The organism is Streptomyces pseudoechinosporeus (genome assembly GCF_054783935.1).
In genome coordinates, this window is record NZ_BAAGPS010000011.1 from 171209 (window position 1) to 187401 (window position 16193).

Consider the following 16193-nt stretch of genomic DNA (forward strand, 5'->3'; position numbering starts at 1 on the left):
CCCTACGTAACAGCCCTTCGGGTGGCCGGACCCCCCTCCCCATTCGTCTCCCCCGTGCTGCGCACCTGACCGACCCGCGTTAATTTGTTCCTGTTTCCGCTGTTTTACGGCTGCGTTCTTCAGGCTGGGGGTGAAGGGTCGACGATGCCCAAGACCTTGCACGTCCCGCTCGTCGACGCCGAGCGCCGCCGCCCGTCCTCGCGGGCCCGCACCGCGCGGCGCTTCGGCGGTCAGGGCGGGCTCGCCCTCGTGGCAGGGGCCTTCACACTCGCTCAACTGACCCTCGTACGCCCCGGGATGGGCCTCGGCTGGGACGAGGCGGTGTACGTCAGTCAGGTCAGCCCGCAGGCCCCGGCGGCGTTCTTCAGCGCGCCGCGCGCCCGCGGCATCTCGCTGCTGGCCGCGCCCATCGCCTCGTGGTCGACGTCCACGGAACTGCTGCGGGTCTATCTGGCGCTGCTGTCCGGACTCGGCCTGTTCCTCGCGCTGCGCGCCTGGCGGGGACTGTTCCCCATGCGCGTGCTGGCCCTGGCGGGCGCACTGTTCGCGACGCTGTGGGTGACCCTGTTCTACGGCCCGCAGGTCATGCCCAACTACTGGGTCGCGATCGGTGCCCTGGCGGGTGTCGGGTACTTCCTGCGCGCCCAGACCAACAGCTTCGACCGGGCGGCGCTGTGGGGTGTGGGCGCGAGCGCGGCGTTGATGGCGTGGATGCGGCCCACCGACGCGGTCTGGGTGACCCTGCCGCTGTTCGCCCTGCTGGTGTGCGTGCGCCGTTGGCGGCGATGGCCACTGCTCCTGTCGCTTGTCGCGGGGCTGGCGGCCGGGGCGGCCGAGTGGGTCGTCGAGGCGTACGTCGCTTATGGCGGCCTGAGGCAGCGGCTGGCCGACGCCTCCTTGGTCCAGGGCGGACTGGGCTGGAACCTCGCCGTCGACGACCAGTTGCGCACCCTGGTCGGCCGTACGCTGTGCCGCCCGTGCACCGCGCCGTGGCCGCACCCGGCGGTGATGATCTGGTGGTTCGTCCTCCCCCTGCTCGCCGCCCTCGGCCTCGCGGTCGCCGTCCGGGTCCACCGGACGGCCGCCACCCTCCTGCCCCTGACCTGCGCCGCGACGGCCGCCTTCCCGTACCTGTTCCTGATCGGATACGCGGCGCCACGCTTCCTGCTGCCCGCCTACGCATTGCTGGCGCTCCCGGTCGCGGGCGCGCTCGTCCACCTGGTCACCACCCCGCGGAGCCGAACGCGGCGGAAAGTGGCCGTGACCCTGGTGGCGCTCGGTCTCGCCGGGCACCTCGCGATCCAGTACGCGGTGCTGGACCACATCGTGGACCGCACCTACGCCGCCCGCCGCGACTGGGCCCGCACGGCAGCGGAGCTGCACCGGCTCGGCGTACGGCCGCCGTGCCTGCTGACCGGGTACGAGGCCATCCCGATCGCCTTCTACACCGGGTGCGCCTCGGCGCAGACCCACGGCAACAACGCCAACACCACCCGGGCGGACATCGTGCGGACCGCCGGGCGGTTGCCGGTCGCCGTCCTCACCACGGAGGGAGGGCAACCGCCCGCGTACGCCCGCACATGGCTGCCCCACCGGATCGCTGACGTGTGGATCTATGTGGCACCCGCCGTGCATGGCGAGCGGAGCGGCAACCGGGCGGTAGCGCGCATACCTGCTCTCACCTGGGGTACGTGGGAAAACGCCCCGTCCAGAACCGCAACGCACTGATGAGGACGAAGGCCATGATCGCCATCCCCGAGGCAGTGCTCACGGCCGCCGCGCAGGATGCCCTGCGCGATCTCAAGCGCCACCGTTACGACCCGTCGGCCCTGGACACGCTAATCGCCTGCGATGTCCTCGTGCCCCTGCCCGAAGACATCGCCACGCGTGACGCCCAGGACAGCGGCGTCCTGACCCTCCCCGTACTCGAGTACCCGCCGGGAACCCAGGCCGTGGTGGCCTTCACCTGCGAGGAAAGGCTCTCGGACGCCTTCCCGGAGATCTACTGCTACCGGCAGGTGCAACTCGAGGTCCTGGCAGCCAACTGGCCCACCGAAACCGACCTCACCCTGGCCATCGACCTCGGCCACCCGGACGCGGTCACCTTCACCTCCGCGGCCGTACGCAGCGTGCTCTCCCACTGCCAGCGATGACTAAGCGCTCCGCTGGGTTGTGCGGTTCTGATCTGCGGGTTCGTCGTGGCTGGTCGCGCAGTTCCCCGCGCCCCTATCGGGGCCTGCGGCCCCTCAAGCGGGCGCGGTACCGCACCGGACTTCGCCAAGGCCGCTTAGGTGACGAGCCGGAGGACGTCGGACAGGCCCCGGTCGCCGGTGCGGTTCTCGGCCGGGAGGATGTAGGTCCGTAGGCCGCAGGCGGTCGCGCCGCCGTCGCGGACCGGGTTGTCGCCGACCATGAGAGTTGCGCGGGGGGCGACGCCCAGGTCGGCGCAGGCCTTGAGGAAGAGCTGGGGGTCGGGCTTTTCGCGGCCCTGCTCGTAGGAGATGACGCAGGCGTCGATCAGGTCGTCCAGGGCGTGGCGGGCAAGGTGGGTCCGCAGATCCCAGGCGAAGTCACTCACGATGCCGATGCGCAGTCCGCGAGCGCGGAGGCTGTGGAGGGTGGGCGCGGTGTCGGGGTAGGGGAGCCAGGCGTCCGGCGCGGTGAGTTCCCGGTAGGCCGCCTCCTCCACGCCTCGCAGGAAGTCGACGTGACCCCACCATCCCCGCATGGCGTCGCGATGCCGTTCGGGAGACAGGTCCCGGCCCTCCTGGAGGGCGGCGACCTCGGGCAGCCGGAACGCGGTGCGCAGCTGCCGGGAGATCTCGGCCACGGCGCCCTGCTCGTGCAGCAGAGCGAGGCGGCCGGTGGCTGCGCCGACCCGGCGCAGCCAGGTCTCGAGGTCGATCATCTGGAAGATCGTGTTGCTGAAGTCGAACAGCACGGCTTCGACCCGCGGTACGGGATTGGCCATCTCGGCGGTGGTGAGCCGATAGGCGCTGGGGGTTTCGAACAGGGTCTGTATCACGGGGAAGGTTCTCCGGGGTCGACCGTCTCGACGGGAACTCCCAGTTCGCGGATGGCCGCGATCTCCCCGTCGGGGGTGCCGGTGTCGGTGATGACGGTCTGGTAGTCGGCCGCGGTGCCGTACGCGTAGGTGGCGGCCTTGCCGAATTTCGAGTGGTCCACGAGGAGTACGGCCCGCTCGGCGGAGGCGAGCATGGCCAGCTTGACCTCGGCGTACTCGTTCAGGGGGTGGAAGAGCTCGCCCGAGAGGACGGCGGTGGCGGACATCAGGGCGAGATCGGCACGTATGCCGGACAGGGTGCGGGTGACGGCCGGGCCCGTACAGGAGTTGAAGTCGCCGTGATAGCGCCCGCCGAGCAGGGTGACGTCCACGCCGGAGGCGGTTCCCAGGCGTTGCGCCAGGCCTACCGAATTGGTGACGACGGTGAGCTGGTCGAGCTCCGCGAGGGCGGGGGCGAGGGGGAAGAGGGTGGTGGAGTCGTCCATGAGTACCGTGCTGCCCGGCCTGATCCGGGCGACTGCGGCAGCGCACAACGCGGCCTTGGCCGAGTGCTCGGTGCTCTCGCGGAAACGGGTGGCCGTCTCCATGGTGAGCGCGGGGAAGGCGACGGCCCGGCCGCGTTCCTTGCGGAGCAGGTGACGCTGGGCAAGGTCGTCGAGGTCGCGGTGCATCGTCATCAGGCTGACGTCGAACCGGTCGGCGAGGTCGTCGATACGTGTCTCGCCGTGCTCGGCGACGTGTCGCAGGACGGCCTGACGCCGCTCCTCGACCGCGGCCTGCGACGACCGTGTCCTGGCGGGCACTGCGGCTCTCCTTCCATCCGTGTCCTGTGTCCGTCGCGCCTCTGCCGACGGACTGACGGACCAGGGCCTGCACAGCGCTTCGGTCACGGCGTTCACGGCCAGTGCGGTCGGCCTCCTCCGCGAAGCTTCAAACTCGAAGTTTCGCATATTCGGCGGGAGGAACCGGCGCCCACGCGGCTGCCGCCCAGAGCACCCGCACACCGTTAGAGAGCTTCCAGAGTGACCAGGACCTTGACGTGTTCCGGTTCGAGGGAGGCGGCGAAGGCCTTGGCGGCGTCCTCCAGTCCGTACGTGGCGGTGACGACCTCGTCGGCGTCGACGGCGCCCGAGGAGATGAGGGAGATGGCGGTGCGGTAGTCCTCGGCGGTGTACATCAGGGTGCCTTCGATACGGATCTCCCGGTCCTGGACCAGGTCGAGACGGATCGGGGTCGGGCCGGCGGCGCCCACACCCACCACGACGATGTGACCGCCCTTGGCGACCAGGCCGGTGGCCTGGGCCATGGACTGCTCCCGGGCCACGCAGTCGAAGACGACGTCGACCGGACCGCCGAGCACCGCGTGGACCTGCTCGACCAGGTCGGGGGCGTCGGCGGGGAGGGCTGTGTCGGCGCCGAGGCGCAGCGCCCGGTCCCGTTTGCCGTCCATGAGGTCCGTTACGGCGATCCGGCCGGCTCCCGCGTGCCGCGCGGCGATGAGGGTGAACAGGCCGATGGGCCCGGCGCCGAGGACGACGACGGTACGTCCGGTGAGATCACCGGCCTTCGCCACGGCGTGCACCGGGGTGGCCAGCGGTTCGACGAGAGCCGCCTCGATGTCGGTCACGCCGCCGGGGATGCGATGGACGCGGTCGGCGGGGATGGCGAACAGGTCCGCCATGGCGCCGGGGGTCTGGCAGCCGAAGACCTTCAGCTCCTGGCAGATGTTGTAGCGGCCGGAGCGGCACTGGAAGCACTGGCCGCAGTAGAGGTTCGGCTCGATGAGTACCCGGTCGCCGGAGGCGAAGTCCTCGACTCCCGTACCCACGGAGGCGACGACACCGACGGCCTCGTGTCCGGGGCGGTAGGGCAGGTCGATGAACGGGTGATGCCCGAGAGCGGCATGGGTGTCGGAGCCGCACACGCCGACCACGGTGGTACGGACGAGGAGCTCACCGTCGCCGGGCACGGGGGCGTCCGTCCGTTCGATCTGGATGTCGTCGATCGACCGGACGAGTACGCGGCGGATCTGCTGGTTCATGGGGGTGGGGTTCCGTTCGGGTCGGGTGCTCACTTCACGGCTCCCAGCGACAGACCGCGTACGAGCTTGTCCTGGGCGGCGAAACCGGCGATCAGGACCGGCAGCGACACCAGCGTGGCCGCCGCGCACAACCGGGCGAGGAACAAGCCCTCGTTGGTGATGAAGCCGACCAGGAACACCGGCGCGGTGGACGCCTGTGTGGCGGTGAGGTTCACGGCGAACATGAACTCGTTCCAGCTGAAGATGAAGCAGATCAGCGAGGTGGCGGCGAGTCCGGGCATGGCGATCGGTGCGACGACCCGCCACAGCACGGTGAGCAGGTTGGCCCCGTCCATCTCGGCCGCTTCCAGGATCTCCTTGGGGACCTCGGCGAGGAACGAGCGCATCATCCACACCGCGATCGGCAGGTTCATCGCGGTGTACAGGACGATCAGCGTCCAGACGTTGTCCAGCATCCCGACGTCCTTGACGATCATGTAGACCGGGAGCAGGGCCGCGATGGCCGGGAGGAACTTGGTGGACAGGAAGAAGAACATCACGTCGGTCCACTTCTCGACCGGCTTGATGGACAGCGCGTAGGCCGTCGGCACCGCGAGCCCGAGCACCAGCAGTGTCGAAATGACGCTGGCCATGGCCGAGTTGAGGAGGAATGGGGTGATGTCCCGGCTGAACAGCGTTTCGTACTGGTCGAAGGTGAGCGGGGCGAAGGGGGTTGGCGGGTTGGTCGCCGCGTCGGCCTCCTGGTGGAAGGAGGTGAGCACCATCCACGCCACCGGCGCGAAGAACGCCAGGGTGGCGAGCCAGGCGACGAAGGTCCACAGCGGCGAAAGACCCTGCGCACCGCCGTGGTCGCCCTGCTTGTCGTGACGGCGGACGAGTTTCTTGGCTTTCGCTCCAGGGGCGGCGACTGCTGCGTGAGCGGTCATCGGGATATCTCCTCACGGAACAGCGACGCGATGGTGCGCAGCGCGAAGGTCGCGATCACGATCGAGCCGAGTACGACGACGACTCCGGCGGCGGCCGCCTCGCCGTACTCGTACTTGCGGAACATGGTCAGGTAGATCTCGTAGGGCAGGTTGGTCGTCTGGGAGCCGGGACCGCCCTGGGTGATGGTGTAGACCGCGTCGAAGGTCTGCACGACGTAGATCGTGCCGAGCAGGATGCCCAGCTCGAGGTACTGGCGCAGGTGCGGCAGGGTGATGAAGCGGAAGGTCGCCATGGCCGACGCACCGTCGACGCGGGCCGCCTCCAGGACGTCACCGGGCTGTGCCTGCAGGCCGGCCAGGAGGATCAGCATCATGAACGGGGTCCACTGCCAGACCAGCGAGAGCACGACGGCCGGCATGGGGTAGGACGAGATCCAGTCGATGGTGGGGCCGTTGTCGGCGCCGAAGAGGCGGTATACGGCGTTGAGGGTGCCGTTGAGCAGTCCGTAGTCGGGGTTGTAGATGGCGTGCTTCCACAGCAGCGCGGAGGCGACCGGCATGACGAGGAACGGCGCGATGAGCAGGGTGCGCGCCAGCCCGCGGCCGACGAACCTGCGGTCGAGCAGCATGGCAAGGCCAAGGCCGAGGACCACGCTGATGAGCACGACCGACGCGGTGAGCACGACGGTGTTGAGCACCGCCGAGCGCAGCCGCTCGTCGGTGAAGACGAACGTGAAGTTGGACAGGCCGACGAAGTGCCGGTCGCCCGGCTTGAGGATGTTCCACTGGAAGGTGGAGATGACGAGCGTTGCCACGAAGGGCAGTTGGGTGACGACGATGGTGAAGATCAGTGCCGGCAGCAGCGGTATGCGCCGCCGCCACTTGCTGACGCCGGTGGACGTGCGTGGGCGCGTGGGTGGTGGTGTTGTCTTGGGGGGAGCGGTGAGCGTGGTCATGAAGCTTTCCTCTGCCAGTGACGGCCGGGGGGGTAGGGGAGCGGTGCCCGGCCGGCGGGAGGGCCGGCCGGGCAGGGAAGGTCACCGGTAGTTCTTGGCGACTTCCTCGGCGAGCTTCTGGCCATCGGTGAGGGCCTTGTCCACGCTGGTCCTGCCGGCGATGGCGGCGGAGATCTCCTGGGTCACCTTCGTTCCCAGGTCCTGGAACTCGGGGACGGCCACGAACTGGATCCCCACCGTCGGCCTGGCCTGGACGCCCGGGTCGGACGGGTTGGCTTCCTGGATGGACTGCAGAGTGACGTCACCGAAGGCCGAGGAGGCCTTCGCGTACTCGGGGATCGCGTAGGTGCTGGCCCGCTTGCCGGCCGGGACGCGCGGCCAGCCGAGCTTCTCGCCGACCAACTTCTCGTACTTCTTGCTGGAGGCCCACAGCATGAACTTCGAGGCCGCATCCGCCTTCTTGGTGGTCTTGGGCATGGCCCACGCCCAGGCCCACAGCCAGCCGCTGTTGGCCGTCTCGACGGTCGGGGCGTACGCGTAGCCGACCTTGCCGGCGACCTTGCTGGTCTTGGCGTCCTCAAGTGACCCGGCCGCACTGGTCGCGTCGTACCACATGGCGACCTTGCCCTGGCTCATGGCGTTCAGGCACTCGGTGAACCCGGCTTGCGGGGCGCCCGCCTCACCGTGCTTCTTCACCAGGTCGACGTAGAAGTTCGTCGCCTCCTTGAACTTCGGGCTGTTGACCTGTGCCTTCCAGTCCTTGGTGAACCAGGTGCCGCCGAAGGTGTTGACCATGGACGTCAGCGGTGCGCCGAGCTCGCCCCAGCCGGCCAGACCGCGCAGGCAGATGCCCTTCATGCCCGGGCGGGCGCCGTCGACCTCGGCCGCGATGTCGGCGACCTGCTGCCAGGTCGGACGTTTGGGCACCGTGATGCCCTTCTCCTTCATGACGTCCTTGTTGTACATGAGGAAGGAGGACTCGCCGTAGAACGGCAGGGCATACATCTTGCCGTCCTCGCCGGACAGGGACTTGACCATCGGCTTGAGCAGATCGGCCTTGTCGAAGCTCTTGTCCTTGTCGGCGTAGGAGTCCAGCTCGTGCAGCCAGCCGTTCTTCTCCCAGATGGGCACCTCGTAGGCGCCGATGGTGGCGACGTCGTACTGGCCGGCCTGGGTGGCGATGTCCTGGGTGACTTTGTCGCGCAGTTCGTTCTCGGGAAGGATCGTGAAGTTCACCTTGATGCCGGTGTCCTTGGTGAACGTGCTCTTCGTCAGCTTCGCGATGTCTTCCATCTGTGGATTGCCGACCATCAGGACGTTGATGCTCTCGCCCTTGCCGCCGCCGGTGCCGCCGCCTCCGGCACCGGCACATCCGGCGAGCAGGAGAGCGGTGGCGGTGGTGCCTGCGATGAGGGCATGTCTGGTCGATGGCATGGCGAGGGTGCCTCTCGTGTGGTGGGTGCTGCGTACCGCTGCGGCCGTCCCGGGGGAGGTGGTCGGCGCGGAAGGTGTTGGCGAGCATTGTTAGCAGAAGGCTGCGAGCTTGTTAACGCATCTTGCGATAAATTTTCGGCGGATCTATCGTCGAACTGCCTGCTGGAGGTACGCACCGCGAAGCGGCCGGCGGGCGATTGTCAGTGGTGGGTGTCACGCTGATGTCACGACGCTGATGTCGCACAGGACCTGCGAAAGGGAATCGCCGTGATCACCACTGACCTCACTCCCGGCTCCCCCTGTTGGCTCGACCTTGGCGCCCCGGACGTCCGGGCCGCCGCGGCCTTCTACGGCGCGGTGCTCGGCTGGGAGTACGAGTCCATGGGCGAGGGGGGCGACATGGAAGGCGGGATGTTCAAGAAGGACGGCAAGACCGTCGCCGGGCTCGGCAAGCTCAGCGAGGAGGGCGCCCGTTCGGCCTGGATGATCTACTACGCCGTCACCGACGCGGACGCCACGACCCAGGCCGTGGAAAGCGCGGGCGGCACGGTGCGGGTGGCGCCGCGGGACCTCGACGACTGGGGTCGCATGGCGCAGTACAGCGATCCGCTCGGGGGCCAGTTCGCCGTCTGGCAGCCGGGGAAGAACGCCGGCTTCGAGCTGGCGGACGAGCCGGGCTCGCTGTCCTGGACGGAGCTGTACACGAGCGACGCCGCGGCTGCGAAGGAGTTCTACGGCGGTGTCTTCGGCTGGCAGTTCAGTGACATGGAGCTGCCGGGCGGTGGGGGTACGTACTCCCTCATCACCCCCGCCGGGCAGCCCGAGGAGCGCATGCACGGCGGCGTCATGGAGCTCTCCAAGGAGGACCTCGCGCTGGCGAACGGGCGGCCGTACTGGCACCCGGTCTTCAACGTCACCGACTGCGACGCCGCGGTCGCCAAGGTCACCGAGAACGGCGGCAGCGTACAGATGGGACCGCAGGACGCGGAGGGTGTGGGCCGCCTGGCCGTCTGCCTCGACCCGTCGAACGCGGACTTCGTCGTGCTCACTCCGGCGCCCCCGGCGGAGAGCTGAGCCCTGCGGGGCCGAACGGTCCGGGCGGTCCTCCGCACCGCCCGGGCCGGATGCTGTCCGGCGTCCGGTCGGCGGCTGGTTGTACTGAGGGGGCTCTGCCGCGAGTTGACGGGCGTATGCGGCGCAGGGCCGGTCGGGCGGAGGTGGAGTGCCGGTCTCGCGACCTAGATGTGCTGTTCGGGGACGCTCCGCACAGTTTTTGTAAGGTTAGGCTAACCTTTGCGGCGTGCAAGCAGTCAAAGAGACCTCCGCGGCCGTCGGTCCCCGCGGTCATGAACTGTCCGCCACGGGCGTCACCGTGGCGTACGACGGCGTCGACGTCGTACACGACGCGTCACTGACCCTGCGGCCCGGCGAAGTGACCGTGCTGGTCGGCCCGAACGGCAGTGGGAAGTCGACACTCCTGCGTGCCCTCGCGCGGCTGCAGCGACCCAGGACCGCCACGCTCGTCATCGACGGCAGCGACGGACTTGCGCTGACCCCGCGTGAGTTCTCCCGACACCTGGCCCTCCTGACGCAGGGTCGCCCCACGCCCAGCGGGCTGACCGTGCGGGACGTCGTCGAGTTCGGCCGCTACCCGTACCGGGGCCGCTGGGGCAGGGCCGACCCGGACGGCCCGGCCGCGGTGGAGCGCGCGCTGGCCATGACGGGCGTCGCGGAACTCGCCGGGCGCGGCGTCGAGCACCTCTCCGGAGGACAGCTCCAGCGCGTATGGCTCGCCGGCTGCCTCGCCCAGGAGACCGGCGTACTGCTCCTCGACGAGCCGACGACCTACCTCGACCTGCGGTACCAGGTCGAACTCCTCGACCTCATACGCGACTTGGCGGACGACCACGGGATAGCGGTGGGCGCCGTCCTGCACGACCTGGACCAGGCCGCGGCCCTCGCCGACCGGATCGTGCTCCTCGACGAGGGGCGGATCATCGCGGACGGCCTCCCCGAAGACGTACTGACGGCTCAGCGGCTGACGGACACCTACGGCATCCGCATCGAAGTCGGCACCGACCCCTTGACCGGCCGGCTGCGCACCCGCGCGATCGGCCGGCACCACACGCGAAGTGAAAGGCTCGACACCACCCCATGAGACGCCTCCTTATGACCGCGGCGGCCGCCACCGCCGCGGTCCTCACCCTGACCTCCTGTGGAACGACCGAGCCCGCCGCCGACGACGCCGACGCGAAGCCGAGCGCCGAGCGCATCACCCTCACCGACGCCGCCGGCGTGAAGGTCGAGCTGGACGGACCCGCCAAGAAGGTCGTCGCGACCGAGTGGAACGAGGTCGAGAGCCTGATCTCGCTGGGCGTCGACCCCGTCGGCGTCGCCGACATCAAGGGCTACAAGGCCTGGGACTCCGCCGTCCCGCTCAAGAACGACCCCAAGGACATCGGCACGCGCGGCGAGCCGAGCATGGACACCGTCGCCGCCCTGGCGCCGGACCTCATCGTCGCCAGCAGCGACCTGAAGCCTGCCGCCGTGAAGCAGCTGCGCGAGGTCGCCCCGGTCCTGGTGACGCAGTCCTCCGACGCCGCCGACCCGATCGGTCAGATGACCGAGAACCTCGACCTGTTCGCGCAGGCCACCGGCACCACGGAGCAGGCCGAGAAGCTCAAGGAGGACTTCGACGCGAAGCTTGCCGAGGGCAAGAAGGCTCTTGCCGATGCCGGTCTGGCCGGCGCTAAGTACGCCTTCGCCGACGGCTACCTCGTCTCCAACCAGGTCTCCATCCGGCCGTACACCAGCGGCTCGCTCATCGGTGCGGTCAGCGAGAAGATCGGCCTGAAGAACGCCTGGACGGTCAAGGGAGACGAGGTCTACGGCCTCGGCGCCACCGATGTCGAGGGCCTCACCAAGCTCGGCGACGTGCAGTTCGCCTACATCGGCAACGACAGCGACGAGACCAGCGCGCCGTTCGACGGAGTCCTGAAGAAGGACTCTGTGTGGACGTCCCTGCCGTTCGTGAAGAAGGGCAACGTCCACCGGCTGCCCGACGGCATCTGGATGTTCGGCGGTCCCGGGTCGATGAGCAAGTACGTCGACTCGGTCGTCGAGGCGCTGACGAAGTAACACCATGACCGTCACCGCAACAACTCCCGCCACCCGTCCGTCGGCGGCCACGTCCCGGACGGGCGCGGCCGCGGTGACGGTCGCTCTGGTGCTCCTCGTCGTGGTCCTCGCGATCGTCGACATCACGCAGGGCACCGCCGCGGTCGGCGCACCCGAGGTCTGGAAGGCGCTCACCGGCCAGGCGGACCCTGACGACGCGTCCGTCGTCATCGCCTCCCGGCTGCCGCGGATGACCGCGGGGCTGCTCGTCGGCGCCGTACTCGGCATGGCGGGCGCCGCCCTGCAGTCGGTCAGCCGCAACGTGCTCGCCGCGCCCGACACCCTCGCGGTGAACGCCGGTTCCTATCTGACCCTCGGCCTTGTCGCCGTCACCGGTGTCTCGCTGCCGCTGTTCGCCGCCTCCGGCGTCGCGTTCGCCGGCGGCCTCGCGGCGGCGGCCGTCGTGCTCGGCCTTTCCGGTCTCGGCGCGGGCACCGTCCGGCTCGTTCTCGCCGGCAGTGCCCTCACCCTCGGCCTCATGGCCGTCACCGAGGGCCTGCTCCTGCTGTTCCCACAGGAGACCGAGGGCCTCTTCCAGTGGCACCAGGGCAGCATCGCCCAGAACGGGTTCGACGGCGTGCTGCAGATGGCGCCGATCGGCATCGCCGGGCTCGTCGGACTCATGCTGCTCGCCCGGCGGATCGACGCCCTGGCTCTCGGCGACGACGCCGCCCGCAGTCTCGGCGTGCCGGTCCGAGCCACCCGGGTCACGGGGGTCGTACTCGCGGCGCTGCTCTCCACGGTGGCTGTCACACTCGCCGGGCCGATCGGCTTCGTCGGCCTGTGCGCGCCCGCCCTCGTCCGCCCCCTGGCCCGCAGGATCCGCGTGTTCTCACGGACACGTGGCAGCCTTCCGGTCGTGGGTCTCGCCGGTGCGGCGCTGGTACTCGGCTCGGACGTGCTGCTGCGCGCCCTCGTGCCCGCGGACATCGCCGTCGCCGTACCGACCGGCGTGGTCACCAGCCTCGTCGGCGCCGTCTTCCTGATCGTGATGGCCGCCCGGGTCCGGGACACGGCAGGAGCCCCCGCCCCCGACCGGCTGCGCATCAGAAGCAGGACCGTCTTCCTGACCACCACGGCCGTACTGGTGACGGTGCTCGTCGGCGTGACGATCGCCGCCGTACTGCTCGGCGACAGCAAGCTGCTGCTGGGCGACGTGGCGAACTGGGCACAGGGCCGGGCGGGCAGGGCCATCACCTTCGTACTCGACACCCGGGTGCCCCGGGTCCTCGCGGCGCTCCTCGCGGGCGCCGCCCTCGGCCTTGCCGGGACGCTCATCCAGGCCGTGACCCGCAATCCGCTCGCGGATCCCAGCATCCTGGGCGTTTCCGGCGGCGCCGCGCTCGGTGCCGTGCTGCTCGTGACGACGGTGCCCGCCGTCGGCTCGTGGGGCGTGGCCGGCGGCGCGTTCGCGGGAGCCGCGATCAGTTCCGTCCTCGTCTTCGGGCTCGCCGCGCGAGGCGGGTTCCAGCAGAACCGGCTCGTGCTGGTCGGATTCGGCGTCGCCACCGGGGCGGCTGCCCTGATCGGCCTGCTCATCATCCTCACCGACCCGTTCAACGCGACGCTGGCGCTCACCTGGCTGTCGGGTTCCACCTACGGGCGGACCGGGCCCGACGTGGTGCCTCTCGCGGTCGTACTCGCCGTGGGCCTCCTCGTCGCCTCCCTGCGGCGCACCGAGCTCGACCTCGTGTCGCTCGACGAGGACACCCCGAGGCTTCTGGGGCTCGGACTGGCACGGGGGCGCCTCGGCTTCCTGACGCTGAGCGTCCTGCTCAGCGCCACCGCCGTGGCCGCCGCGGGCACGATCGGCTTCGTGGGACTGGTGGCACCGCACGCGGCCAGGGCCCTGGTGGGCCGGCAGCATGTCCGGGTGGTGCCGGTCGCGGTGCTGCTCGGCGCCGTACTCGTCTGTACGGCGGACCTGGTGGGCCGTACGGTGATCGCGCCGGCTCAGCTCGGCGCCGGCCTGATGACGGCTGTGATCGGCACGCCATACTTCCTTTACCTGCTGGTGCGCAGCCGTCGGTAGGACGCGAAAGCGCTCCGCTGGGTGCGGTTTTTGGGTGCGGGTTCGTTGTGGCTGGTCGCGCCGTTCCCCGCGGGGTGCCTCCGGCGGTGGGGCGGCTGCGGGTTGGTGGGTGGCTGGTCGCGCCGTTCCCCGCGCCCCTGGGTGGGTGGTGGGTGCGGGGCCGTGGGCCGGTGCGTCAGCCCGTCGCAGGCCGGGCGTACGGCCCGGAGCTGGTACAGGGTCCTGGTTCTCCGAGACAGGACCTACGCGACGGGCATACGACGCACCGGCCCACGGCCCCTCCCGCCGGTGGGCAAGTGACGGGTCCGTTGTGGCTTAGGGGCGCGGTACCGCACCGGACTTCCCCTACTCCGCTTAGGATCCGGACCCCATCCGTGTGCCCGCGTGAGAGCAGCGGGCCGCCCTCAGTGAACAGGAACCCTCGTGATCTCCGCCGTCGTCATGACCGAACCCGGTGCACCGCTCGAAGTCCGCTCGTTCGCCCGCCCCGAACTGGAGCCCGGAGCGATCCTGCTGCGGACCCTCGGAAGCGAGGTGTGCGGTACGGACGCGCACCTGTGGAAGGGGCAGCTCGCGGGTGTGCCGTACCCGATCATTCCCGGCCACGTCAGCGTGGGACGGATCAGTGCGCTGGGGCCGGGTGAGGTGCCTCGGGATGTGAACGGAGTTCCGCTGCGGGTCGGGCAGACCGTGACGTTCCTCGATGTGTACGGGACCTGCGGGCGCTGCTGGTACTGCACCGTCGCCCACGCGACCACCCGCTGCCCGGAGCGGAAGGTGTACGGGGTCACCCTCTCGGCCGACGACGGACTGCTGGGCGGCTGGGCGGAGTACATCCACCTGAAGCCCGGCGTCCATGTGATCCCGCTGCCCGACGAACTGGACTGGCGCGCGTTCCTCTCCGGAGGCTGCGGCATGCCCACCGCGCTGCACGCTGTGACACTCGGCGAGATCGCCTTCGGCGACACGGTCGTCGTCCAGGGCGCGGGCCCCGTCGGCCTGTGCGCCGCCGTCCTCGCCCAACTGCGCGGCGCCGGCCGGGTGATCGTCATCGGCGGGCCGGAGACGAGATTGGCCGCGGCGACCCGTTTCGGTGCCGACGCCGTCATCGACATCGGCAGCACCACGCCCGACGAACGGATAGCGGCAGTCCGGGAGGCGACCGCGGGACGCGGCGCGGACGTCACGATCGAGGCGACCGGAGTGCCCTCGGCGGTGCCCGAGGGCATGCGGCTCACCCGGGACGCCGGGCGATACGTGATCGTGGGTCAGTACACCGACGCCGGTGAGGCGACCTTCAACCCGCATCTCGACCTGAACCAGAAGCACTTGGACATCCGCGGCTGCTGGGGCAGCGACGTGGGGCACGTGTACCGGGCGGTCCAGGTGATGGCCCGGTACGGGCGGATCTTCCCGTGGACCGACCTCATCACCAGGGAGTACGGCCTCGCCGACGCACAGGCGGCGCTGGAGGACGTCGCGGCGCAGCGCGTGGTGAAGGCGCTCATCGTGCCGCGGCAGGAATGAGTCGTGCAGCAGCGGGTGTGAGTCGTGCGGCAGCAGGCGTGAGTCACAGGCTCGCCGCGTGATCGGGGACGTAGGTCTGCAGATCGCGCGGCGGGCGCTCGTAGCCGGTCGACGCAGGCCGCTCCGGCAGCTCAAGCACCGGCGGCGGCACCTCGTGGTACGGCACGGAGTCGAGCAGGTGGGCGATCATGTTCAGCCGGGCCCGGCGCTTGTCGTCGCTCTCCACGACGTGCCAGGGCGCCTCGGAGATGTCGGTGTGCACCAGCATCTCGTCCTTGGCCCGGGAGTACGCCTCCCAGCGGGTGAGCGACTCCAGATCCATCGGCGACAGCTTCCAGCGCCGCAGCGGATCATCGAGCCGGCGCCGGAAGCGCTCCTGCTGCTCGGTGTCGCTCACCGAGAACCAGTACTTGCGCAGCAGGATCCCGTCCTCCACCAGCATCCGCTCGAAGATCGGGCACTGGCGCAGGAACAGCTGGTACTCCTCCTTCGTGCAGAAGCCCATCACGTGCTCGACGCCGGCGCGGTTGTACCAGGACCGGTCGAACAGCACGATCTCCCCGGCGGCCGGCAGATGCTCGACGTACCGCTGGAAGTACCACTGGGTGCGCTGCCGCTCGGTCGGCGCCGGCAGCGCCGCGATCCGCGCGACCCGCGGGTTGAGGTGCTCGGCGACGCGCTTTATGGTGCCGCCCTTGCCTGCCGCGTCCCGGCCCTCGAAGACCACGACCAGCCGGGCACCCTCGGCGCGCACCCACTCCTGCAGTTTCACCAACTCGGTCTGCAGGCGCAGCAGTTCCCGCTCGTATGCCGCGCGCGGCACCTTCGCCGCCTTCTTGCCGGTCATGCCGCCTCCATCGCCCGATGGCCTACGTCGATGACCTCAACGTAATCGACGTACCTATTGGTGCCCTGGTGCCATGCATCGAGCCCGAACTGGTCACCGGGCGTGAGCTCGTCGGCGGACGCACCCTGTACGGGGTGGACCTCACGGCCTGAACGGGGATGGTCCGTTCGGCCCTGTCGGGTACCCGGAGGGTGGGCGAGTGCGGGGACGTACGGACCCATGGGCCCA

At 69.9% G+C, this 16193-nt stretch carries 14 protein-coding genes and 1 pseudogene; 8 read left to right on the top strand and 7 right to left on the bottom strand.

All coding sequences use genetic code 11. The features are described 5' to 3' along the window. The first annotated feature begins 144 nt into the window (after positions 1-144). Together ACYVO6_RS17235 and ACYVO6_RS17240 are read left to right on the top strand one after the other, a co-directional pair. Positions 145-1728, top strand: a complete 1584-nt coding sequence (locus ACYVO6_RS17235; protein WP_461062167.1) for a hypothetical protein — start codon at positions 145-147, stop codon at positions 1726-1728. 14 nt (positions 1729-1742) lie between these two features. Next, entirely contained in the window at positions 1743-2153 is a 411-nt protein-coding gene (locus ACYVO6_RS17240) for an SseB family protein (RefSeq protein ID WP_461062169.1), read from the top strand. Positions 2154-2287: 134 nt separating this feature from the next. Here ACYVO6_RS17240 and ACYVO6_RS17245 read toward each other — a convergent pair whose 3' ends face one another. From ACYVO6_RS17245 to ACYVO6_RS17270, 6 genes are all read right to left on the bottom strand, one after another. Next, positions 2288-3025, bottom strand: a complete 738-nt coding sequence (locus ACYVO6_RS17245; RefSeq protein ID WP_461062171.1) for an HAD family hydrolase — start codon at positions 3023-3025, stop codon at positions 2288-2290. Next, positions 3022-3828 (bottom strand): DeoR/GlpR family DNA-binding transcription regulator, encoded by an 807-nt coding sequence (locus tag ACYVO6_RS17250; protein ID WP_461062173.1) that lies wholly within the window; start codon positions 3826-3828, stop codon positions 3022-3024. Before ACYVO6_RS17250 ends, ACYVO6_RS17245 begins: the two co-directional genes overlap by 4 nt. A gap of 203 nt (positions 3829-4031) precedes the next feature. Next, positions 4032-5099: a zinc-dependent alcohol dehydrogenase gene (locus ACYVO6_RS17255; RefSeq protein WP_461062175.1), complete on the bottom strand. Its 1068-nt coding sequence runs from the start codon at positions 5097-5099 to the stop codon at positions 4032-4034. Continuing rightward, on the bottom strand, positions 5096-5992 hold the full coding sequence (locus tag ACYVO6_RS17260) for a carbohydrate ABC transporter permease (RefSeq protein WP_461062177.1): 897 nt from the start codon (positions 5990-5992) through the stop codon (positions 5096-5098). Before ACYVO6_RS17260 ends, ACYVO6_RS17255 begins: the two co-directional genes overlap by 4 nt. Beyond that, positions 5989-6948 (bottom strand): carbohydrate ABC transporter permease, encoded by a 960-nt coding sequence (locus ACYVO6_RS17265; RefSeq protein WP_461062179.1) that lies wholly within the window; start codon positions 6946-6948, stop codon positions 5989-5991. The genes ACYVO6_RS17260 and ACYVO6_RS17265 overlap by 4 nt, the downstream gene beginning before the upstream one ends. An 81-nt stretch (positions 6949-7029) precedes the next feature. Beyond that, positions 7030-8382 (bottom strand): ABC transporter substrate-binding protein, encoded by a 1353-nt coding sequence (locus tag ACYVO6_RS17270; protein ID WP_461062181.1) that lies wholly within the window; start codon positions 8380-8382, stop codon positions 7030-7032. Positions 8383-8649: 267 nt separating this feature from the next. Here ACYVO6_RS17270 and ACYVO6_RS17275 point away from each other — a divergent pair, with 267 nt between their 5' ends. From ACYVO6_RS17275 to ACYVO6_RS17295, 5 genes are all read left to right on the top strand, one after another. After that, positions 8650-9456, top strand: coding sequence for a VOC family protein (locus tag ACYVO6_RS17275; RefSeq protein ID WP_461062183.1), 807 nt, complete (start codon positions 8650-8652; stop codon positions 9454-9456). A 226-nt stretch (positions 9457-9682) separates the two neighbouring features. Then, positions 9683-10540 carry an ABC transporter ATP-binding protein gene (locus ACYVO6_RS17280; RefSeq protein WP_461062185.1) on the top strand — a complete coding sequence of 286 codons (858 nt, stop codon included), beginning with the start codon at positions 9683-9685 and terminating at the stop codon, positions 10538-10540. Further along, positions 10537-11520: an iron-siderophore ABC transporter substrate-binding protein gene (locus ACYVO6_RS17285; protein WP_461062187.1), complete on the top strand. Its 984-nt coding sequence runs from the start codon at positions 10537-10539 to the stop codon at positions 11518-11520. The genes ACYVO6_RS17280 and ACYVO6_RS17285 overlap by 4 nt, the downstream gene beginning before the upstream one ends. A 4-nt stretch (positions 11521-11524) precedes the next feature. Beyond that, the gene (locus tag ACYVO6_RS17290; protein WP_461062189.1) at positions 11525-13591 is read left to right on the top strand and encodes an iron ABC transporter permease; all 2067 of its coding nucleotides are present in this window, start codon (positions 11525-11527) and stop codon (positions 13589-13591) included. 423 nt (positions 13592-14014) lie between these two features. Next, positions 14015-15118 (top strand): zinc-binding dehydrogenase, encoded by a 1104-nt coding sequence (locus tag ACYVO6_RS17295; protein WP_461062191.1) that lies wholly within the window; start codon positions 14015-14017, stop codon positions 15116-15118. Positions 15119-15161: 43 nt separating this feature from the next. On the opposite strand, the gene ppk2 is transcribed toward ACYVO6_RS17295, so the two are convergent. Beyond that, entirely contained in the window at positions 15162-15965 is an 804-nt protein-coding gene (gene ppk2 / locus ACYVO6_RS17300) for a polyphosphate kinase 2 (protein ID WP_461062193.1), read from the bottom strand. Between the two features lie 77 nt (positions 15966-16042). Between ppk2 and ACYVO6_RS17305 the strand changes: the two are divergent. Then, positions 16043-16117, top strand: a pseudogene (locus ACYVO6_RS17305) (pyridoxamine 5'-phosphate oxidase family protein); the annotation flags it as partial. Positions 16118-16193 lie beyond the last annotated feature (76 nt).